Annotated in this window: 15 protein-coding genes and 1 tRNA gene; 6 read left to right on the top strand and 10 right to left on the bottom strand. The window is 68.7% G+C overall.

What is annotated here, in order from left to right; genetic code table 11:
* Positions 1 to 49: 49 nt before the first annotated feature.
* The 4 genes from J4E04_RS07025 to J4E04_RS07010 form a co-directional block, all read right to left on the bottom strand.
* A complete protein-coding gene (locus tag J4E04_RS07025; RefSeq protein ID WP_490150253.1) occupies positions 50 to 4,915 on the bottom strand; it encodes an NAD-glutamate dehydrogenase in 4,866 nt (1,621 codons plus the stop codon).
* A 154-nt stretch (positions 4,916 to 5,069) separates the two neighbouring features.
* Complete coding sequence (gene ettA, locus J4E04_RS07020; protein WP_027505632.1) at positions 5,070 to 6,749, bottom strand: energy-dependent translational throttle protein EttA; 1,680 nt, start codon at positions 6,747 to 6,749, stop codon at positions 5,070 to 5,072.
* A gap of 142 nt (positions 6,750 to 6,891) precedes the next feature.
* Positions 6,892 to 7,338, bottom strand: a complete 447-nt coding sequence (gene ssb / locus J4E04_RS07015; protein WP_051613327.1) for a single-stranded DNA-binding protein — start codon at positions 7,336 to 7,338, stop codon at positions 6,892 to 6,894.
* A gap of 137 nt (positions 7,339 to 7,475) precedes the next feature.
* Complete coding sequence (locus J4E04_RS07010; RefSeq protein ID WP_490150252.1) at positions 7,476 to 9,290, bottom strand: ABC transporter ATP-binding protein; 1,815 nt, start codon at positions 9,288 to 9,290, stop codon at positions 7,476 to 7,478.
* A gap of 73 nt (positions 9,291 to 9,363) precedes the next feature.
* On the opposite strand from J4E04_RS07010, the gene J4E04_RS07005 reads away from it, so the two are divergent.
* Complete coding sequence (locus J4E04_RS07005; protein ID WP_027505630.1) at positions 9,364 to 9,804, top strand: MarR family winged helix-turn-helix transcriptional regulator; 441 nt, start codon at positions 9,364 to 9,366, stop codon at positions 9,802 to 9,804.
* Positions 9,805 to 9,840: 36 nt separating this feature from the next.
* Here J4E04_RS07005 and J4E04_RS07000 read toward each other — a convergent pair whose 3' ends face one another.
* Positions 9,841 to 11,379, bottom strand: a complete 1,539-nt coding sequence (locus tag J4E04_RS07000) for an MFS transporter (RefSeq protein WP_490150251.1) — start codon at positions 11,377 to 11,379, stop codon at positions 9,841 to 9,843.
* 125 nt (positions 11,380 to 11,504) lie between these two features.
* Here J4E04_RS07000 and J4E04_RS06995 point away from each other — a divergent pair, with 125 nt between their 5' ends.
* Together J4E04_RS06995 and J4E04_RS06990 are read left to right on the top strand one after the other, a co-directional pair.
* On the top strand, positions 11,505 to 12,167 hold the full coding sequence (locus J4E04_RS06995; RefSeq protein ID WP_490150250.1) for a TetR/AcrR family transcriptional regulator: 663 nt from the start codon (positions 11,505 to 11,507) through the stop codon (positions 12,165 to 12,167).
* Between the two features lie 47 nt (positions 12,168 to 12,214).
* The gene (locus J4E04_RS06990; RefSeq protein WP_155957030.1) at positions 12,215 to 12,616 is read left to right on the top strand and encodes a GtrA family protein; all 402 of its coding nucleotides are present in this window, start codon (positions 12,215 to 12,217) and stop codon (positions 12,614 to 12,616) included.
* On the opposite strand, the gene J4E04_RS06985 is transcribed toward J4E04_RS06990, so the two are convergent.
* A complete protein-coding gene (locus J4E04_RS06985; RefSeq protein ID WP_056445944.1) occupies positions 12,613 to 14,649 on the bottom strand; it encodes a bifunctional copper resistance protein CopD/cytochrome c oxidase assembly protein in 2,037 nt (678 codons plus the stop codon). The two genes, J4E04_RS06990 and J4E04_RS06985, sit on opposite strands and share 4 nt — an antisense overlap.
* 146 nt (positions 14,650 to 14,795) lie before the next feature.
* Positions 14,796 to 15,887, bottom strand: a complete 1,092-nt coding sequence (locus J4E04_RS06980) for an XdhC family protein (protein WP_490150511.1) — start codon at positions 15,885 to 15,887, stop codon at positions 14,796 to 14,798.
* Positions 15,888 to 16,001: 114 nt separating this feature from the next.
* On the opposite strand from J4E04_RS06980, the gene J4E04_RS06975 reads away from it, so the two are divergent.
* Positions 16,002 to 16,077: transfer RNA gene (locus tag J4E04_RS06975), tRNA-Arg, on the top strand.
* Positions 16,078 to 16,083: 6 nt separating this feature from the next.
* Here the strand turns inward: J4E04_RS06975 and J4E04_RS06970 are convergent.
* Complete coding sequence (locus J4E04_RS06970) at positions 16,084 to 16,722, bottom strand: YoaK family protein (protein WP_027505624.1); 639 nt, start codon at positions 16,720 to 16,722, stop codon at positions 16,084 to 16,086.
* 40 nt (positions 16,723 to 16,762) lie between these two features.
* Between J4E04_RS06970 and J4E04_RS06965 the strand changes: the two genes are divergently transcribed.
* The gene (locus J4E04_RS06965; RefSeq protein ID WP_222647485.1) at positions 16,763 to 17,182 is read left to right on the top strand and encodes a DUF732 domain-containing protein; all 420 of its coding nucleotides are present in this window, start codon (positions 16,763 to 16,765) and stop codon (positions 17,180 to 17,182) included.
* On the opposite strand, the gene J4E04_RS06960 is transcribed toward J4E04_RS06965, so the two are convergent.
* Positions 17,146 to 18,711: an AMP-binding protein gene (locus J4E04_RS06960; RefSeq protein WP_490150249.1), complete on the bottom strand. Its 1,566-nt coding sequence runs from the start codon at positions 18,709 to 18,711 to the stop codon at positions 17,146 to 17,148. The genes J4E04_RS06965 and J4E04_RS06960 overlap by 37 nt on opposite strands.
* Before the next feature lie 66 nt (positions 18,712 to 18,777).
* Here J4E04_RS06960 and J4E04_RS06955 point away from each other — a divergent pair, with 66 nt between their 5' ends.
* Positions 18,778 to 19,554: a helix-turn-helix transcriptional regulator gene (locus J4E04_RS06955; protein WP_222647483.1), complete on the top strand. Its 777-nt coding sequence runs from the start codon at positions 18,778 to 18,780 to the stop codon at positions 19,552 to 19,554.
* On the opposite strand, the gene J4E04_RS06950 is transcribed toward J4E04_RS06955, so the two are convergent.
* Positions 19,543 to 20,721, bottom strand: coding sequence for a winged helix DNA-binding domain-containing protein (locus J4E04_RS06950; RefSeq protein ID WP_490150248.1), 1,179 nt, complete (start codon positions 20,719 to 20,721; stop codon positions 19,543 to 19,545). The genes J4E04_RS06955 and J4E04_RS06950 overlap by 12 nt on opposite strands.
* Positions 20,722 to 20,723 lie beyond the last annotated feature (2 nt).

The following is a 20,723-nucleotide window of genomic DNA, read 5'->3' as shown; positions in this document are numbered from 1 at the left end:
CCGGCCCGGCGCGGCGCCGGGCCGGGCACGCCCGTCCCCCCGGGCGTGGTCAACGCGAGACGTCGGTCCGCGCACCCGCCCCTCGCACCATGCTGCGGATCTGCCGCGCCGCCACCGAGAGCGTCGCCAGATCCAGCGTTCCGGACTCGCCGATCTCCGTGAGGGCCGCTCGGGCACGAGCGAGCCGGGAGGCATTGGTGGACTCCCAGTCGGCGATCATCTCGTCGGCCGTCTCCCCCGGTTCGCCGCCGCCCATCACGTCCAGCGTGAGGGCACGCAGCGACGAGTACAGGTCGTCCCGCAGTGCCAACCGCGCCAGGGAGTGCCAGCGGTCGCCGCGTTCGAGCGTCGACACCGCAGACAGCAGCCAGTCGATGCCGAGGTGCTCGCTGAGGGCGTAGTAGAGGCTCGCCATCACCTCGTCGTCCTCGTTCGCGATGTCCGCCGTCTCGATGACGTCGAGCAGGCAGAACACGTCGAGGAGCCGGAACACCCTGTGCGCGAGCTCTTCCGGCGCACCCTTCTCGATGGCGGACGTGGCACGGTCGAGTCCGCTGCGCGCCTGCCGGCCCTTCAGCCAGGTCGGGAGCTGCGATTCCAGGATCCGTACCTTGCGCGCGAACCTCGTGATCTCGGCACCGACAGCGATGGGTTGCGGCCGGTTCGACAACAGCCAGCGGGATCCTCGGTCGAGGAGGCGACGAGACTCGAGCACCAGTTCGTCGGACGCGTCCGTGGGCATGTCGGCCGCGGCGATCGCGGCCCAGATGTCGTGCAGACCGAAGATCTCGCTCGTCGCCGCGAACGCTCGTGCAGCGTCCGTGCTCCCCACTCCCGAGTCCTCCGCGAGGCGGAAGGCGTAGGTGATGCCGCCGTGGTCGACCGTCTCGTTCGCCACCCGCGTGGCCACGATCTCCCGACGCAGCGAATGCGCCTTGATGGCACCGGCGAAACGTTCGCGCAACGGCGTCGGGAAGTAGTCCGTCATGAGCGGGGCGAACACGTCGTTGTCCGGCAGATCCGATGCCAGCAGGTCTTCCTGCAGCGCCAACTTCACGTGCGCCATGAGAGTCGACAGCTCGGGCGAGGTGAGGCCGAGCCCGTTCTGCAGGCGTCGCGAGATCTCCGACTTCGTCGGCAGCGCGTCGAGCGCCCTGTCCACCCGCCCCGACGCCACCAGGTCCGCGATCACTCGGGCGTGGACACCCAGCAGCTCGGGGGCGTGTGCCCGTGAGACGCCCAGCAGCTCGTTCTGCGCGACGTTGTCCTCGAGAACGAGGGCACCCACCTCGTCCGTCATGGAGGCCAGCAGGGACTCCCGATCCTCCGCCGCCAGGTCACCCGACGTCACGGTGGAATCGAGCAGGATCTTGATGTTGACCTCGTGATCGGAGCAGTCGACACCCGCGGAGTTGTCCACGGCGTCGGTGTTGATCTTGCCGCCCGCGGCGCTGTACTCGATGCGGCCGAGAGCGGTCACCCCGAGGTTGCCGCCCTCGCCGACGACGCGCGCCCGCAGGTCCGCGCCGTTCACGCGCACCGGGTCGTTGGCCTTGTCGCCCACGTCGGCATCGCTCTCGGTGCGCGACTTCACGTAGGTGCCGATGCCGCCGTTCCACAGCAGGTCCACCGGCGCCGTGAGGATGGCGCGCATCAGTTCGGGCGGTGACAGTGCGGTGACGTCGTCCGCCAGTCCGAGAGCCGCTCGCACCTCGGCGCTGATCGGCACCGACTTCACGGTGCGATCATGGACTCCGCCACCCCTGCTGATCAGGGAGGTGTCGTAGTCGGCCCACGACGAGCGCGGCAGATCGAACAGTCGCCGCCGCTCGGCGAAGGAGGCGGCCGCGTCGGGTGTCGGATCCAGGAAGATGTGCCGGTGGTCGAACGCGGCGACGATGCGGAGATGCTCACTGAGCAGCATCCCGTTGCCGAACACGTCGCCGCTCATGTCGCCGATGCCGACCACGGTGATCTCGTCGGACTGCGTGTCGATCCCGTACTCGCGGAAGTGACGCTTCACGCTCTCCCAGGCACCCTTGGCGGTGATGCCCATCGCCTTGTGGTCGTACCCCACCGACCCGCCCGAGGCGAAGGCGTCGCCGAGCCAGAAGCCGTACTCGGCGGACACCTCGTTCGCGAGATCGGAGAACGTGGCGGTGCCCTTGTCCGCCGCCACCACGAGGTACGAGTCGTCGTCGTCGCGACGCACCACGCGCTGCGGTGGGATCGCGGCGCGAGTGGCACGGTCGAGGTTGTCGGTGACGTCCAGCAGCCCCGCGATGAACATGCGGTAGCAGGCTCGCCCCTCGGCGGTGGTCGCGGCGCGGTCGGTCGCTGCGTCGCCGGTCGGAGACGGCGGCTGCTTGACGACGAAGCCGCCCTTCGCTCCCACCGGCACGATGACCGCGTTCTTGACGGCCTGCGCCTTGGCCAGCCCGAGCACCTCGGTGCGGAAGTCCTCGCGCCGGTCGGACCAGCGGAGACCACCGCGCGCGACCGTGCCGAAGCGCAGGTGCACGCCCTCGACGCGCGGCGAGTACACGAAGATCTCGAAACGCGGGCGCGGCTTGGGCAGCACGTCGATGCCGCGAGGGTCGAACTTCAGGGACAGGAAATCGCGCTCGCGACCCTGCTCGTCGACGACGAAGTGGTTGGTGCGCAGCGTCGCTCGCACGAGGGTGAACAGGGCACGCAGCACCCTGTCGGCGTCGAGGCTGACCACCTGATCGATCAGTTCGGCGAGCTCCGACGCGATCTCGTCGGCACGCTCCTCGGACGCCGAGGCGGGATCGAACTGCGCGTCGAACAGGTCGACGATCAGTCGAGCCGTCACCGGGTTGGCGAGGAGAACACCCTCGATGCCGGTCTGGCTGAACGGGAATGTGGCCTGGCGCAGGTACTTCGCGTACGCCCGCAGCACCACCGCGCGGCGCCACTCGAGACCGGCCCGCAGAACCAGTTCGTTGAAGCGGTCGGCCTCCGCGTGGCCGTTCCACACGGCAGCGAACGCGTCGGTGAATCGTCGGCTGACCACACTCGTCTGGTTCTCGGCGCCCTCGATGACCTCGGGCTCCGCGGACAGGCCGAAATCGTAGATCCAGCAGCGCGTTCCGTCCTTGCGCACCACGGCGTACGGCCGCTCGTCGACCACCTCCACACCGAGGCTCTGCAGGACGGGCAGCACCTGGCTCAGCGAGACCTCGCTGCCGGTCACGTAGAGGGAGAAACGCCAGTGACCCGCCTCGGCGTCGCGCGGGCGATACAGGCACATGTCGATGTCGTCGCCGACGAGCGCGTCGAGTCGAGCGATGTCGACGAGCGCCCGGTCCGCGTCGAAGTCCTGCTTGTAGGCCTCGGGGAAGGCGACGGCATAGCGCGCCGCGTTGTCGGGCGACACCGACGGGTCGGCCGCGGCCGCCTCACGCAGAGCGTCATCCCACGTGCGGGTGGCGTCGGCGATCAGGGCCCGGATGCGGTCGCGGTTGGCGTCCGAGACGTCGACGGCGTCCGCGCTCTGTCCGTCGAAGCGAACAGTGAAGTGCACCAACGCGAGTGGGCTGTCCGAGACGCGTGCCTCGTACTCGACGTCGGTACCGCCGAGCTCGTGCAGCAGGATCCTGCGGGTCTCGAGACGCAGGCGGGTGGTGTAGGAGTCGCGCGGAAGGTAGACCAGCGCCGACACGAACCGGCCGTACCCGTCGCGGCGCAGGAAGAGCAGCACCTCGCGGCGCAGGGCACTGCGCTCCACGGCCGAGATGGTGTCGAAGAGCGACCTGCTGTCCGCCGAGAAGAGTTCGGTGCGCGGGAAGGACTGGATCGACTCGAGCATGGCCTGGCCGGAGTACGACGACAGGGTGTGCCCGGCGCGCTCGATGACGGTGCGCACGCGGTCACCCACGACCGGGATGTCGAGGACGTTGCCGTGCAGTGCGGAGATGGTGAAGAGCCCCGTGAACCGGTGCTCTCCCACCGTGTTTCCCTCGTCGTCCAGATCGTGGACACCGACGAAGTAGGGGTGCACGGCGCGGTGCACGGACGTGGAGCTCGATGCGCGGGTGAGCACGAGGAGGTCCTCGCGAGCGACCACTCGGTCGATCGGCAGGTCGAAGCCCGCGACGGCGCCCGGATCGTCGGATCGCAGGATGCCCAGCGCGGACTCGGCGACGGGTTCGAGACCCGCCTCCGTCGCGGTGTACCGGCGGCTGCCGAGCACGCGGAAGTTGCCCTCGGACAACCACCGCAGCAGGCGGGCGCCGTCGTGCCGCGCCTCGGGGGTGACGGACTCGGTTCCGTCCGCGTCTCCGCGGCGTGGTCGTTCCAGACGATCGGCCAGTTCCAGCTGGCGACGCTGCATGGCCTCGGTGTCGTCGACGACGCGACGGACGTCGGCGAGCACGTCGGCCAGCGAGCTCTCGAGCGAGGCGAAGGCCTCCTCGCTCGCCGCGGGGTGCAGAGCCACGTGGATCCACGATTCGAGGATGCTGCCGTCCGCGAGATCGCCGGTCTCGACGTCGGACGGGGTGGCTCCGCCTCGGATGGAGAGGAGCGTGCCGGACTCGTCGCGCACGACGCGCAGGATCGGGTGCACCACCTCGACGACCGCGATGCCGGCTCCGGTGAGCCAGGCGGTGACCGACTCGACCAGCATCGGCATGTCGTCGGTGACGATCTGCAGGGCCACGCCGACGGTGCTGTCGGGTCCGCGGTGCAGGGCGAGAGAGGCGACGCCGGGATCACGACGCTCGGCGAGCTCCAGATGTCGGTGCACCACCGCGGTCGGGTCGGCTCCCGTGGTGGTCCGCAACACGTCCAGATCGACGTGCCCGAAGTACACCGCGCGGAGGTCGTCCGCCCGATCGAGCACCGAGTTCGGCGCCGTTGCCGCCTCGGAGTGCTCTCCCGCTGAAGTCATCGCTGTCGCCTTTCGATCACCACGAGCGGCGGATCCACCGGTCGGGGCGACGTTGTCCGTGGGGTTCGGCTCCCGACCCTAGCCTCGAGAGGCCGGGAGCCGAACACCGCGGTGACGTGGCGTGCGATGAAAATAGGTTACTTACCAGTACATTTCAGTCGCGCGTGAGCTTCCGGTGCGTCACGCGGTGCGGGCGAGCGGCGTCGGGACCGAGGCGCTCGACCTTGTTGGCCTCGTAGCCCTCGAAGTTGCCCTCGTACCAGTACCAAGCGGCCTCGTTGTCGCCGAATCCACCTTCCCACGCCAGGATGTGCGTGCACGTCCGGTCGAGGAACCACCGGTCGTGCGAGATCACGACGGCGCAACCGGGGAACTCCTCGAGGGCGTTCTCCAGTGAACCGAGGGTCTCGACGTCCAGGTCGTTGGTGGGCTCGTCGAGCAGGATCAGGTTGCCGCCCTGCTTGAGCGTCATCGCCAGATTGAGGCGGTTGCGCTCGCCACCGGACAGGACTCCGGCCGCCTTCTGCTGGTCGTGACCCTTGAACCCGAAGGAGCTGATGTACGCCCGCGACGGGAACTCCTGCGTACCGATGGTGATGAAGTCCAGGCCGTCGGACACGGTCTCCCACACGGTCTTGGCGGGATCGATGCCGGATCGGTTCTGGTCGACGTAGCTCAGCTTGACCGTCTGACCGATCTTGACCTCGCCGCCGTCCGGCTCCTCGAGACCGACGATGGTCTTGAAGAGCGTGGTCTTTCCGACGCCGTTGGGGCCGATGACACCGACGATGCCGTTACGCGGAAGCGTGAACGACAGGTCCTTGATCAGCACGCGGCCGTCGAAGCCCTTGTCGAGGCTCTTGACCTCGACCACGACGTCGCCGAGGCGCGGCGGGTTGGGGATCTGGATCTCGTCGAAGTCGAGCTTGCGCATCTTGTCGGCCTCGGCCGCCATCTCGTCGTAGCGATCGAGACGTGCCTTGTTCTTGGCCTGGCGAGCCTTGGCGCCGGAGCGGACCCAGGCGAGTTCGTCCTTGAGGCGCTTCTGCAGCTTCTGGTCCTTCTTGCCCTGGACCTCGAGACGCTCGGCCTTCTTCTCCAGGTAGGTGGAGTAGTTGCCCTCGTAGGGATAGAGGCGACCACGGTCGACCTCGCAGATCCACTGCGCGACGTGATCGAGGAAGTACCGGTCGTGGGTCACAGCCAGGATGGCACCCTGGTACGCGGCCAGATGCTGCTCGAGCCAGAGAACCGACTCGGCGTCGAGGTGGTTGGTGGGCTCGTCGAGCAGCAGCAGGTCCGGCTTGCTCAGCAGCAGCTTGCACAACGCCACACGACGCTTCTCACCACCGGACAGGTGGGTCACACCCTCGTCCGGCGGCGGGCAGCGCAGTGCGTCCATGGCCTGCTCGAGCTGCGAGTCGATCTCCCACGCGTCGGCGTGGTCGAGCTTCTCCTGCAGCTCGCCCATCTCCTCCATCAGCTCGTCGGAGTAGTCGGTGGCCATCAGCTCGGCGATCTCGTTGTACCGCTTGAGTTGGACCATCGTCTCGCCGAGACCGTCCTCGACGTTCTCGCGAACCGTCTTGTTCTCGTCGAGCTCGGGCTCCTGCATGAGGATGCCGACGGTGGCGCCCTGCGCGAGGAACGCCTCACCGTTTCCGGGCTGGTCGATCCCGGCCATGATCTTGAGGATCGAAGACTTGCCGGCGCCGTTGGGGCCGACGACGCCGATCTTCGCTCCCGGCAGGAAGCTCATCGTCACGTCGTCCAGAATGACCTTGTCGCCGTGCGCCTTGCGCACCTTCTTCATGGTGTAGATGAATTCCGCCACGAGTTCCTCTCGATGTGCTCACCAGCGTGTGTGCCGGGCGGATCGCGCCGGCTGAGATGCCGACGACGGGGCCGACAACTGGGAGATGTGCTCGACGCGGAAGTCTACCGGGACCGACCGGTGCCCGTGAAACCGTTCGCGATCAGCCCACCGGCACCGGCTCGGGCTCGGCCGTGTCCACCGCGGCCTCGGCGACGGTCTCGCCGGACTCCTGCCGCTCGGCCGCCTGACGCGGCCGGTCCACCTTGACGTGGCACCGAGCGAGATCGGGTCCCACCGCGGTGGCTCGGATCTCGAGATCGGCTCGGCCCACGCCCTCCTTGGTCGTGTACTCGTTGGTGTGCGCCTGCCCGAAGACGATGACCGAATCGCCCTTCATCAGCGACGCTCCGACCCCCGACACCAGACGTCGCCAGCAGCTGACCGAGGCGTAGAGCGTGTCCCCGTCCTGCCACTCCCCGCTCTCGCGGTCCATGCGACGCGAATTGCTGGCCACGCGGAAGCTGAGCACCTCGTCGCCGGACGGCGTGGTGCGCTTGATCGGATCGGTGATGACGGTACCCACCACGGTCAGATACGACTCGTACATCGTTACCCCCTCTCGCGGTCGATCCGGTACCGACCGCGCACCCGACTCTGCGCCGCTCGCACCGCGGACAGAAGGGCCCGCGAGCACCTGTGGACGGCCGTCCACAGGAGCGCCGCGGGGGTTGACAGGAGGAGTGGTCAGGCAGTGACCAGCGAGTCGCCGGACGCCGCCAGCAGTGCGGCGTAGGCACCGCCGCGGGCGACGAGCTCGTCGTGGGATCCCGATTCGACGACGTGCCCGTGATCGAGCACCACGATGCGATCGGCCGACCGCACGGTGGAGAGTCGGTGGGCCACCACGATGGTGGTGCGGTCCTGCTCGAGCTGGTCGATCGCGTCGGCCAGAGCACGTTCGGTGGTGGTGTCCAGAGCGCTGGTGGCCTCGTCCAGAACGAGGACGGGCGGGTTGCGCAGGACGGTGCGCGCGATGGCGAGGCGCTGCTTCTCGCCGCCGGAGAACCGGTAGCCACGCTCCCCCACCATCGTGTCGTAGCCGTCGTCGAGCGAGGCGATGAAATCGTGGATCTGTGCTGTGCGAGCGGCATTCTCGATGTCCGCGTCGGTGGCGTCGGGCCGCGCGAAGCGGAGGTTCTCGCGGATCGTGTCGTGGAAGAGATAGGTCTCCTGCGACACCACCCCGACCGTCGCGGACACGTCGGCGAGCGAGAGATCGCGGAGATCGACACCGTCGACCTCGACCGACCCGGACGTCGGATCGTAGAGCCGCGCCGTCAGATACCCGAGTGTCGTCTTGCCGGCGCCGGTCGCTCCCACGATCGCCAGGGTGCTCCCGGCGGGGACCGTGAGGTCGATGTCCGTGAGCGTCGGATGTGCCGCACCCGGATAGTCGAAGCCCACGTGGCGGAAGCGCACCTCACCGCGTCGGGCCGTCGGATCGATCGGCGTCGGTACGGCGGGTTCGTCGATGTCCACCGGGAGATCGAGGTACTCGAAGACCCGGCCGAACAGAGCCAGGGAGCTCTGCACCTCGACGCCGGTGTTGAGCAGCATCATCGTGGGGCGGAACAGCTGTGTCTGGAGGGTGGTGAACGCGACCAGCGTTCCCACCGTCAACGCGCTGCCGTTGCCGATGGTGATGCCGGCGAACCAGTAGACCAGGGCCGGCATCGCGGCGAAGCTGATCGACATGGTCGCCATGCGCCACTTGCCCGCCATCATCGAGCGGAGTTCGACGTCGGCCACCTCGGACGAGCGTTCGGTGAACCGATTCGTGAGGACCGACGACGCGCCGGTCGTCTTGCCCAGCAGGATGCCGCTCACCGAGAGCGACTCCTCCACCTGGACGGACAGATCGCTGAGCAGGCGTTGCCGCACGGTGGAGATACGGCGACGCTCGTCGCCGACCCGCCGAGCGATGCGGACGAACACCGGCAGGATGGCGAGCGAGAAGAGGGCCAGTTTCCAGTCGAGCAGGAAGAGCGCGACGACGGTGGCCATGACGGTGGTCGCGTTCTGAGCGATCGACGTGGCCGTGTTGGTGACGACGGACTGCATGCCGCCGATGTCGTTGGCGATGCGCGACTGCACCTCGCCGGTGCGGGTGCGCGCGAAGAAGCCGAGAGACTGACGCTGCAGGTGCGAGTAGACCTGCACCCGGAGCTGATGCATCAGGGCCTGCCCGATGCTGTTGGACATCCAGGTCTGGGCGACGCCGAGGCAGCTGGTGACGACGGCGATCGTGATCATGCCGGCCGCGAGGATCGTCACCAGCGTGACGTCGGCGTTCGGGATGGCGTGATCGAGCATGTCGCGCAGGAGCAGCGGCGATCCCAGTGCCACGACGGCGCTGAGGGTGATGACCGCGCTCACCGCGGCGACCCGGCCGCGATAGGGCCGGAAGAGGGCGACGACGCGCCCGAGCGGTGCGGGCTGGTGGTCCGCAGATGTCACGGGGGACTGCACCGGCCTTGCCGGTGTGGTGGAGGAACGCATATGACCTCCCTGATCGGGTAGAACTGAGGTTACCTCATTATGAGGTCGACCGCTGCAACGCTAGTATCGTCCCGTGCATTCCCACGAGAAGGACCCGGCCGATCTGGTCATGATGGTGGCCAGGTCGATGCGGCGCCGCCACATGGCCGCACTCGAACCTTTCGGACTCTCGCCCTCACACGGACGGGCACTGCGCGTGCTGTCCGGCGCGGCGGGACCACTTCGGCCCGGAGATCTGGCGGAACGGTTACGCATCGCACCCCGATCGGCAACCGATGTCGTCGACGCGCTGGAGTCGGCCGGCTACGTCGCACGGCACGCCGATGCCACCGATCGTCGCGCGGTTCTCCTCGACCTCACCGACGAGGGGCGGGCACTCGCGGACACCATCGCGCAGGCGCAGCGCAGCGCGTCCGAGGCGATGTTCGCCGGCCTGAGCGCGGACGACCGAGCGACCCTCACCGACCTGCTCACCCGCATCCACGACGAATCCGGTGCAGAGAACCGCGTCTGACACGGTTCTCTGCACCGGATCCGGTGACTGTGTAAGTCAGTGAGCGACGACGGTGGCACCCTCGGGTCCGTCGGGCAGCTTGCCCGAGCGGACGAGCAGCGCTGCCATCACCGAGCCGGCGAGGAAGATGCCCGACGCCCACCAGAACGTCGTGGTGTAGCTGGCGATCTCCGCGTTCATCCGGAGCAGCGTCGCGGCGGCCTGCGGATCCGCGGCCTGAGCCACGGCCGCCTGGTTGTCGGTCGCGTAGTTCGTCGCTGCCGTCGCCGCGATGGTGCTGAGCAGCGCAGTACCGATGGATCCGCCGATCTGCTGCATCGTGTTGACGGTCGCGGAGGCGACGCCGGCGTCGTCCGGCGAGACTCCGGACACGGCGCCCTGCATGGCCGGGGCCATCGTGGCGCCCATGCCCACGCCCATGACGAGCAGGCTCGGCAGGATGTGCGCGGCGTAGGAACTGTCGATCGAGATCTGGGTCAGCAGGGCCATGCCGGCCGACGCGATCAGCATGCCGGCGGACATGAGAACGCGAGGCCCGAAGCGCGGCAGGATGACCGACGTCGCGACGGTGGCCGTGACCACGAGGGTCGCGATCATCGGCAGGAACGCGAACCCGGTGGTGATGGGCGTGTAGCCGAGCGTGCTCTGCAGGTAGTACGTGAGGAACAGGAACACCGCGAACATGCCGGCACCGATGACGAACACCGCGAGGTACGCGCCGCCGCGGGTGCGGTCGAGCACGATGCGCAGCGGGAGAAGCGGATGCGTCGCCCGCGTCTGCAGGTAGACGAAGACACCGAGCAGGACCACACCGACCGCGAGGAAACCGATGGTCACCGCGTTGCTCCACCCGTCGGACTCGGCGTGCGCGAATCCGTAGACGATGGAGAACAGCGCCGCGGACACGGTGAGGGTGCCGGGGATGTCGAGTACCGGACGCTCGGTGGCGCGGTGCTTGGCCAGCAGGAGAAAGCCGCCGACGAACGCGATTCCCGCGAAGATCAAGTTGACGTACAGGCTCCAGCGCCAGTTCGCCCACTCCGTGAGCACACCGCCGAGAAGCAGGCCGATGGCGCCGCCGGCACCGGCGACCGCGCCGAAGATGCCGAACGCCTTCGCACGTTCCTTCGGATCCGTGAACGTCGTGGTCAGCAGGGACAGTGCTGCTGGAGCGAGCAGGGCGCCGAAGACACCCTGTCCCGCACGGGCCGCGACCAGCATGCCGAAGTTGACGGCTGCGCCGCCGACGGCGGACATCACCGCGAAGCCGACGAGTCCCACGAGGAACGTGGTGCGGCGACCGAAGAGGTCACTGAGTCGACCACCGAGCAGCAGGAGGCTGCCGAATGCCAGAGCGTAGGAGGTGACCACCCACGAGCGGTCCGCGTTGTCGAAGCCGAGATCGAGCTGTGCGGCGGGAAGCGCGATGTTCACGACGGTCGCGTCGAGCACGACCATCAGCTGGGCCAGGCCGAGTACGCCCAGGATGAGCCAGCGAGTGCGGTCGTGCGCGTCGTGCGCGCTCGACCGAATCGTCGGTTGGACGTTTCCGACGTCGGATGTGGTGGAAGACATTGATCCTCGCTTCGGTACGGCGTGAAATGGAGCTATACGGAGGCGTACGCTCCGGATGGCAAGACGATAGCAGCGATGCGGAGGTATGCCCTCCGGTTAACCGACGAACCAGGACGAAACGGACTGTGAAACCCACCACAGCGGCGAAGCCGCTTCGAGCGGACGCCGAGCGGAACAAGCTCAAGATCATCGACTGTGCGCGAGAGTTGTTGGCACGCAAGGGTCTCGAGATCACGCTCGACGATGTCGCTGCGCGCGCCGGGGTGGGTGTGGGCACCGTGTACCGGCGGTTCGCCAACAAGCAGGAACTCATCGACGGCATCCTCGAGCAGCGTCTGGTCGACGTGCTCAGCCGCGCAAAGGTGGCCGCGGAGGCCGACGATCCCTGGGCTGCGATGGTCGATTTCTTCGAATTCATGTGTCGACACATGGCCGCGGACCGTGGTCTCGGTCACGTCGTCCTCGGGTGCGACGACGGCCTCGACCGCATCGCGGCAGTCCGGTCCAAGCTCGAACCGACCATCAACACTCTCATCCAGCGCGCCCAGAAGGCCGGGAAGCTCCGCCCGGACGTGCAGCCCGGCGACCTCTTCACCCTGGTGCGGATGATCGTGGCCGGCGCCGAGGTTGCAGACGAGGTGGACGAGGACAACTGGCGACGCTATTTCGCCCTGGTGATCGATTCCCTCGCGGCGGTGCCGGATAGGTCGGTGCCCCTGCCGGGTCGAGCGCTGACACCGGACGAGATCGTCAGCGTCAAGAGCAGATTGCACGGGAGGGCGTCGTGATCGACAACGTGGTCTCCCCCGTGCTTCCCTCGCACCCCGGGCATCCGATGCTGGTGGCGCTGCGCAGTGACGGAGCGTTCCCCCAGTTGGTCCGCTTCGCACTGGTCGGCGGGCTCAGCAACGTCCTCTACGTCGCCGTGTTCGTCGCGATGCACAGCGAGGGTTCCATCGTGGCCAATGCCGTCGGAGCAGTGGCGTCGACCGTTCTCGCCAACGAACTGCACCGCCGTCTCACGTTCCACGCCGCCGATCGGGTGGGCTGGTTCACCGCGCAGTGGGAGGGCGGCGGACTGGCACTCATCGGTCTGGGCGCCAGCACCGCAGCGCTGACAGCGCTCGACGTCGCACTGCCGACCGCCGGCGCCGCGTTGTCGGCCCTGATCCTGGTCGGAGTCACCGCCCTCGTCGGCGGGCTCCGCTTCCTCGCCCTGCGCGGTCTGGTCTTCTAACTGCGCTCACGCTCGCGGCGCGCCAGCTCCGCGAACATCGCGTTGTGCGCCGCGAGGTCCGCACCGTCGTCGCGATCGGCCGCCCGGTCCGTGCGGACCGCTTCCTTCCGGTCCGTGTTGGACCACTGCACCAGCAACGCCAGCATGACGAGGATCAGCGGGATCTCGCCCGTCGCCCACGCGATGCCGCCGCCGAGTCGCTGATCCGCCAGGAGGTCGGAGTTCCACGGCAGCGACAGGCCGCGGAAGAAGGTCTGGCCCATCACCGTCTCGGTGCTCATGAGCGCGATACCGAAGAAAGCGTGGAAGGGCAGCGATCCGAACACCATCGCCAGCTTGGTCACGGGCGACAGTCGACGCGGTGCCGGGTCGACGCCGATGACGACCCAGTAGAACAGGTAGCCGCTCAGCAGGAAGTGAGCGTTCATCAGCAGGTGGGCGCCGTGCGAGTCGACGGTCGCGCCGTAGATGCCGCCGAGGTAGAGCGCGTAGAAGCCACCCACGAAGATGACGGCCGCGACCAGTGGCTGGGTGAGGAACCGGGACACCGGGCTGTGCAGGGCCTCGAGGATCCACTCGCGCGGTCCCGGCACACCGTCCCGGCCGGCCGCCGGCAGCACCCGTAGGGCCAGGGTCACGCCGCCGCCGAGCGCGAGCAGCACCGGGGTGAGCATCGACAGCACCATGTGCGAGCCCATGTGCACGCTGAACATCGCCATCGAGTAGCGGTAGACACCCGACGACGTCGCGAACAGCAGCGTCGCGCAGCCCAGGACCCAGGCGATCGTGCGACCCACCGGCCATGCGTCGCCACGGGCCCGCAGTCGACGAACGCCGAGGAGGTAGACGACGGCCATGACGACGGCGGCGGTGCCGAAGATCAGGTCGAACCGCCAGTCGAAGAGGAAACGCCCGAGGCTCGGGGGCGCGGTGAGGTCGTACCCCAACTCCGCCTCGGTGAGCGTCAGCTCCCGAGCGCTCCCCAGCGGGGGCGGTGTCCGGGAGAGTCCGACCGCGAGCCCGATCGTGGCCGCGAAGACCAGTACCTCGGCACCGGCGAAACGCACGAGATTCGCGCGCGACGTCGGGTCCGCGGCGAGCGCGGGCAGGGCGCGTCGACGCTGGGTGTAGCCGAACACGCCGAGGACGACCAGGGCGACGACCTTGGCGAGTACGAGTCGGCCGTAGGTGGTGTCGAACAGATCTGCGGGCTCGACGCGGACGAAGGCGTTGACCACTCCACTGACACCCATGACCACGAACGCCACCGTGGCGACCGCGGAGAAGCGGCGCGCCGCGACATCGGTGTGCGCGCCGGCGCGACGGGCGTGCGCCAGGACGGCGAACAGTCCGCCCGCCCAGAGCGACGCGGCAAGAAGATGCAGGATGAGGCTGTTGGTGGCGACGTCGTGCGATCCACCGGACGACGAGTGCCCCGACAGTGCGAGAGGCATGAGCGAGCCGAGCGCGACCACCAGCAGGATCGGCGTCCACGACCACCGCAGTACGGCACGTGTCCCGAGTGCGAGCACGATCGCGATGATCGCGGTCCACTGCCACGCGCGGGCCAACTCGATCTGCGACAGGCCCGACCACAGGTTCTCGGGACGCAGCGCCTCGGACACCGGCTGACCGGACGTGTCCGAGAGGGTCAGCGGCACCAGCACGATCGCGCAGGCCGCCCACACGATTGCCGCCGACGACGCGGTGCGCAGCGCGCGATAGCCGTCGATGTCGAGGACGCCCGATCTCTGCGGCGGCACGAGGAAGGCTGCGAGCAGCAGAGAGCCCACGGCGATGACGGCCGCGACCTCCCCGAGCGCGCGCACAGCGGGCAGACCGTACGTCGTCACCGGACCCGGATCCGGGATGCCGAGCAGGACCAACGCCTGCGATGCGGACAGCGCGACGATCAGGCCGGCCACCACCGCGGCGATCAGTCCGGCACTCGCGAACACGCCTGCCGATCCGGCTCGTCGCGCCCCACCGTCCGGTTCCGCGGTCGCGGAACGCGGTGCCTCAGTCGTTGCCATACCTCCAGGGTAGGAGGTGACCGGCATCGCAGCACCTACGGGACGTAGTAGACGCGCAACTCACACGTCACCCCTCCGGCGAGTACGCCGGAAACGTCGTGATCCTCCGCGCTGCAGCAGCTGTTCGGACGTACTCGCGAGGGGCGTCAGTGGTGAATGCGTCCCTCGCGCTCCCCCAGCGGCCGTCCGTTCCCGCCCCACCGCCTCGCGACGATCTCCGCCGCGATCGACACCGCCGTCTCCTCCGGTGTCCGGGCGCCGAGGTCGAGCCCGATCGGGGACGACAGTCGCGCGAGCTCGTCGTCGCCGATTCCCACCTCGCGCAGTCTCGCGACCCGATCGTCGTGGGTTCGCCGCGACCCCATCGCACCCACGTAGCCGACGCGGGGCAGCCGCAACGCCACCTCGAGCAGCGGCACGTCGAACTTGGGGTCGTGGGTCAGTACGCAGATCACGGTGCGCTCGTCGATCTCACCCTCGGCCTGCAGTCGCCCGAGATAGCGGTGCGGCCACTCGACGACCACCTCGTCGGCCGTCGGGAATCGCGCGGGTGTCGTGAACACCGGCCGCGCATCGCAGACGGTCACGCGATAGCCGAGCAGCGCACCCTGACGCGCCACCGCCGACGCGAAGTCGATCGCACCGAACACGATCATGCGAGCACGGGGCGCGAAGGAGTTCACGAACACCGTCATTCCCTCGCCGCGCCGCTGACCGTCGGGGCCGTAGTGCAGGACGTCGGTGCGGCCCGCTTCGAGAAGACCACGGGCGTCGTCGATCACCGCGGCATTCGCGCGGGGCGACCCGAGCGTGCCGGACGCCGCCACCGGGTCGACGACCAGGCGAGAACCGACCCGCGCAGCATCGGGGTGCTCGATGACAGTGGCCACCGCGACCGGCCGGTGCTCCGCGATCGCCGACGCCACCGCGCCGAACTCCGGAAAGGTCGATCGGGACACGGTCTCGACGAAGACGTCGAGGATGCCCCCGCAGGTCAGACCCACCGCGAACGCATCGTCGTCGCTGACTCCATAGCGATGCAGACCCGCCTCACCGTTCTGCGCGGCCTCGTACACCGCGCCCTCGACGCAGCCACCGGACACCGACCCGACGACTCTGCCGTCCGCGAGCACAGCCATCGACGCACCCGGCGGACGCGGTGCCGATCGGAACGTGCGCACCACGGTGCCCACGCCCACGGACTCCCCCGCGCGCCATGCCGCGAGCACCTGGTCCATCACGTCCTGCACGCCTGCTGCCTTCCCTCGGAGCGAGAAGTCTAAGCCGCACCTCCGGCCCGGGCAGGGCGCAGCGCCTCGCTACACTCGACGGCGCATCGGACACCGTTGCACGCCTCCGTAGCTCAGGGGATAGAGCAAGGGCCTTCTAATCCCTTGGTCGCAGGTTCGAATCCTGCCGGGGGCACCACGGCGCTCATTCGCCCATCGAGAAGACGACGACGGCAGCCACGAGCACCGCGATCAGCGCCACCACGGGTGCGCCGAGTCCGACGATCGCGAAGGCCGCGGCGCCGAGAATCGCTCCGCCCGCGAGCGCCGCCCACATCAACAGCGGGCGGACCCAGGATTCCGAGCTGCGCCCCTGGATCCGAGCGGCGATCGTGCGTGCCATGGTCACGAGCGTCCCGGTCATGTACGTGAGGCTGATGCCGCCGTCCCGCTCGAACACCGCGTTCTCGGCGCCCATCGCTGCCGCCACGATCAGAGCGGACACCAGGGTCGCGCCGCCGCCGAGGTGCACGACGCCGGCCGCCGCCAGCAGTACCGCGACGAGCAGGAGGACGACGGTCTTACGACGCCGGCCGGCGAGGTCGCCGACGAGCGACCCGGTGACGACCCCGCCCACGAACGACACGATCACCACGAGCCCGACGGACGCCGCACCGAGATGTCCCGCAGTGAGTTCGACGGCCGCCCGAGTGGTGTTGCCCGTCATGAAGGAGACGAAGAAGCCGCCGAGAGCGAGGAAGCCGACGGCGTCGACGAAGCCCGCCACAGCGGCGAGACCCAGCGCCACGTGGGCATCGCGGCGGCGGTCGTGGGTGCGCTTCACGCGGTCATTGGATCACCACGAGAGCGGTAACGTCGCACCGGTGACCCGCCGCACCGCTACCCTTCTCCTCCTCGCGACTCTGAGCGTGGCGGGGTGCGGCGGTGACCCGGCGACACCCCCGGCCGACGACCCGGCTCCGGCGACCTCGACGTCCGAGGCGCCCAGCACGCCGTCGGTGGCCGGTCCCTCCGTGCCGACGGGGCCCGACGCCGTCGCCGCGGACGACCTCTTCATCGCAGGGTTGGACAGTGGCGCCATCGAGTACACCGACCCGGAGACGATGAAGATTCTCGGACGCGGCATCTGCGCCGAACTGCAGCAGGGGCAGCCGGTGATCGCCGAGGTGGACGCCGTCACGACGGGCAGCCGCGGCAAATGGGACGAGAGCGCCGCGGGCGCCATCGTCGGTACCGCGATCGGCGCCTACTGCCCCGAGTTCCGAGCGCTGCTGCCCGGCTGACGGCTCCGGCGCAGCAGGAAGCGCTGCACCTTGCCGCTGGGCGTCTTGGGCAGTGCGTCGACGAAGTGCACCGTGCGCGGGTAGGCGTGCGCGGCGAAGTTGGACTTCACCAGCTGCTGCAGCTCGGACTCCAACTCGGCGGTACCCGAGACGCCCTCCGCCAGAACGACGTACGCCTCGATCACCTCTCCGCGGATGTCGTCGGGTTGGCCCACCACCGCCACATCCATGACCGACGGGTGTTCCACGAGAACGCTTTCGACGTCGAAGGGCCCGATCCGGTAGCCGGCCATGATGATGACGTCGTCGTTACGCGCGGAGAAGAAGTAGGAGCCGTTCTCGATGCGTCCGGCATCGCCCGTCAGGTACCAGGACCCGTCGTCGGTGAACCGTTCGGCTGTCTTGTCGGGAGCGTCGACGTATCCGGTGAACCACATCAGCGGGCTGCCCGCCACCTCGAAGCCGATCTGATCCTCGACGACTCCGGCGGTGAAGCCCGGCAACGGCTTTCCCATCGACCCCGGGATCAGCGGCTCACGCACCGCGTCGTGCCAGGCGTTGACGATGACCATCCCGTGCTCGGTCTGGCCATAGTGATCACGCACCGGCACGCCGAGCGCCGACTCCGACCACACCAGAACGTCCGGCGTCAGCGGCTCCCCCGCCGACGACGCCCGTCGCAACGTGATGCCACCGACCGACGGGTCCTTGCTCAGGCTCCGGTACACCGTCGGCGCCGCCGCGAAGTTGGTGACCTCGAACTTCTGCATCACCGCGACCGTGAGCGCGGGGGTGAAGCCGGCATGCAGCATCAGACTGCGACGGCCCATCGCCATCGGGCCGAGAATGGCGTAGTAGAGCCCGTAGGCCCAGCCGGGATCGGCGGCGTTCCAGAAGACGTCGTCCTCGGACACGTCCAGGCCGTAGGTCATGTAGGTGACGAACGACGCCAGCGCCGACACAGGCACCGGCACACCCTTCGGCTTCCCCGTCGTGCCGCTGGTGAAGAGCTGGATCATCACACCGTCGCCGCCCACGGCCACCGAGGCCGCCATCGGCTCGTGCTCACGAACCAGAGCGTCGAAGCCCTCCCCCGTCTCGATCACCGTGATGCCCTCGATCGAGTCGAGCTTCTCGCGCTGGTCGGTCTCGGTGATGACGACGCGCGCCTGCGCGGCCTCGACGCGCATCGCGATCGCCGGAGTAGCGAAGGCGGTGAACAGCGGGACGTGCACCGCGCCGAGTCGCCAGAGCCCGAGCAGGGCGACGACCAGTTCGAGCCGCTTGCTCATCAACACTCCCACGCGGTCACCCCGGCCGACGCCCATCTCGGCGAGGCCCGTCGCGAATCGCGCCGACAGCTCGTGCAGCTCGCCGTAGGTGAGGTCGCGCGCCGTGAGATCGCCTTCGATGAAGGTGAACGCGATCGCCGCCGGGTCGTGGTCGTCGCACAGCAGGGCGGCGAGGTCGGCGTCGGCGGATCCGTAGGTCGCCAGCAGGCGTGCGACATCGTCGGTCAAGGTCGTCATGGTGAGAGTGTGGCGCGGAACACTCGCGGCCCGATACCCTCCGAAGAGGGTAGGAAGACGGAGACCATGATCGACACACATTTCGACGCCGCCGTGGACCGGTTGCGCGCCGGTTCGGGCGTCACGCTCGCTTTCGGCGGAGTCATGACCGCGGGACGGCGATTGACGCTGCGCCATTTCGCCGGGCAGTCCGTCGGGGCGCTCGACGGTGTCGAACTCGAGGCAGGTCACGGTCTCGGCGGCAAGGTGTTGCAGGTCAATCGCACCGTCGCGCTCGACGACTACATGCGGACTCCGAAGATCAGCCACCGATACGACGCCATCATCTCCGCCGAGGGCCTGCGCGCCATGATCGCCGCCCCCGTCGTCGTCGGGCGGACAGCCGTCGGCGTGCTCTACGGCGCGATGCACACGGCCGGCCACATCGGGGATCGCGTGCTCGACGTGCTGACCCTCGAAGCGGGGGTTCTGGGCCAGGACCTCGCCGTCGACGAGGCGCGGCGCGATGCCGACCGGCTGCGCGAGGACGTCCGTCAGACGTACACGCGGCTGCGGGCGGTCGCGGCACGGTCGGACGCACCCGAGCTCACGTCCGTGCTCGACTCGATGCGCGCCTTCCTGGAACCCGCCGCACCGACACCGTCCGCTCCGCACGTGACGGCCCGCGAACGGGACGTGTTGTCGCTGGTGGCGCTGGGCCGGTCGAACATCGCCATCGCCGAGGAGCTCGGCCTCACCGTGTCCACAGTCAAGAGCTACATGAAGTCGATCATGGCCAAGCTCGACGCGTCGACCAGACACGAAGCCGCGCACGCCGCCCGGCGTGCAGGCCTAGTTCCCTGATCCTGTCCGCAGCGCCTTCTCGAGCGGAGTCGGAAAGGTCGGGGTGATGGACGCGCCGTCGAGATGGGCCTCGAGACGTACAGCTTCCGCCGCGACCTGCTCCTCGTCGGCCTTCTCGAACAACCGGAACACCACCTCACCGGCGCCGCGTACGGCCCAACCGCCGACCACCCGGCCGTTCGACCACACCGTGGGGCCGACGTTGCCGAACGTGTCGAACAGATCCGGTCGGTACTCGTCCGGCAGGAACCATCGCCGATCCTTCCACCCCATCGGCGTCGGATCCAGCGCTGGCAGCAGCGCCACACCCCCGTCGGCACCGCTGATGTCGCTGCCGCGCAGCATGATTCCCCCACCCGACGACAGCTCGACCTCCTCGACGTCGAGAGCGGCGAGGGCTTTGACGGTGTGACCCTTGTTCCATCCGGTCCACCACTGGAGGTCCTCGGGAGTCGCCGGACCGAACGCCTCCAGCCAGGTGCGCGCCAGGCGAACTCGCGCATCCGCCTCCTCGATCGGCGGCACACCGTCTGGCCACCACGCGCTCACCGGTGCCCACGTGTGGTGGCGCGAGGTCCAGTTTCCCCGCGGTTCCACGCGCACGATGCGCCCCTCCGCCGACAGCAACGTCAGCAGCGACGACGTCACGTAGCGACGGACGTCGTACTTCTTGTCCGTGGTCGGGAGGAACGCGGTGCGCAGTTCCGGTACGGCGGTGGACAACTCGGCTCCCGTCGCGGTGCCCGACGCAGCCAGTGCTGCATCGACACCCGACTCGAGATGGTCGAGGAACGCCGGCACATCATCGATCACCGGGTCGGTGGGCAGGGTCGAGAGTTGCTTCGCCAGACGCGTTCTCAGGGTTCTGGCCACCCCGGCGCTCGAACCGGACTGCACGACGGGCATGAACTGCTTGTCGATGACGAAAAGGGTGCGGCGCATCGCCATGACCCGCACCAGCGAGCGGCGGGTGTACAGAGCGTCGCGCACGTCGTCCAGGGTCGCGGTGGTCGATCGCGCCAGAACCTGCAACGACACGCTCGCCGCATCCGTGGCGTGGAGCGCGACGATGCGCTGGACCACGCCCTCGGGCGTCAGCGACGACCCCAGACCCACGGCATGTTGGCGCACCAGGATTCTGCGCCGCTCCTCGTCCGTCACCTTCATCG

The sequence above is a fragment of the Rhodococcus sp. NFXS4 genome, from assembly GCF_058139645.1.
The sequence above is the reverse complement of the archived record's forward strand: the minus strand, read 5'-3'. Positions and strand labels throughout refer to the sequence as shown.

What these genes read in the sequence shown, in the direction of transcription:
- J4E04_RS07010 (WP_490150252.1), bottom strand. Translation starts at nt 9,290, where the DNA reads ATGCGTTCCTCCACCACACCGGCAAGGCCGGTGCAGTCCCCCGTGACA.
- J4E04_RS07025 (WP_490150253.1), bottom strand. Translation starts at nt 4,915, where the DNA reads ATGACTTCAGCGGGAGAGCACTCCGAGGCGGCAACGGCGCCGAACTCG.
- J4E04_RS06955 (WP_222647483.1), top strand. Translation starts at nt 18,778, where the DNA reads ATGATCGACACACATTTCGACGCCGCCGTGGACCGGTTGCGCGCCGGT.
- J4E04_RS06980 (WP_490150511.1), bottom strand. Translation starts at nt 15,887, where the DNA reads ATGGACCAGGTGCTCGCGGCATGGCGCGCGGGGGAGTCCGTGGGCGTG.
- ssb (WP_051613327.1), bottom strand. Translation starts at nt 7,338, where the DNA reads ATGTACGAGTCGTATCTGACCGTGGTGGGTACCGTCATCACCGATCCG.
- J4E04_RS06985 (WP_056445944.1), bottom strand. Translation starts at nt 14,649, where the DNA reads ATGGCAACGACTGAGGCACCGCGTTCCGCGACCGCGGAACCGGACGGT.
- J4E04_RS07000 (WP_490150251.1), bottom strand. Translation starts at nt 11,379, where the DNA reads ATGTCTTCCACCACATCCGACGTCGGAAACGTCCAACCGACGATTCGG.
- J4E04_RS06990 (WP_155957030.1), top strand. Translation starts at nt 12,215, where the DNA reads ATGCTGGTGGCGCTGCGCAGTGACGGAGCGTTCCCCCAGTTGGTCCGC.
- J4E04_RS06960 (WP_490150249.1), bottom strand. Translation starts at nt 18,711, where the DNA reads ATGACGACCTTGACCGACGATGTCGCACGCCTGCTGGCGACCTACGGA.
- J4E04_RS06950 (WP_490150248.1), bottom strand. Translation starts at nt 20,721, where the DNA reads ATGAAGGTGACGGACGAGGAGCGGCGCAGAATCCTGGTGCGCCAACAT.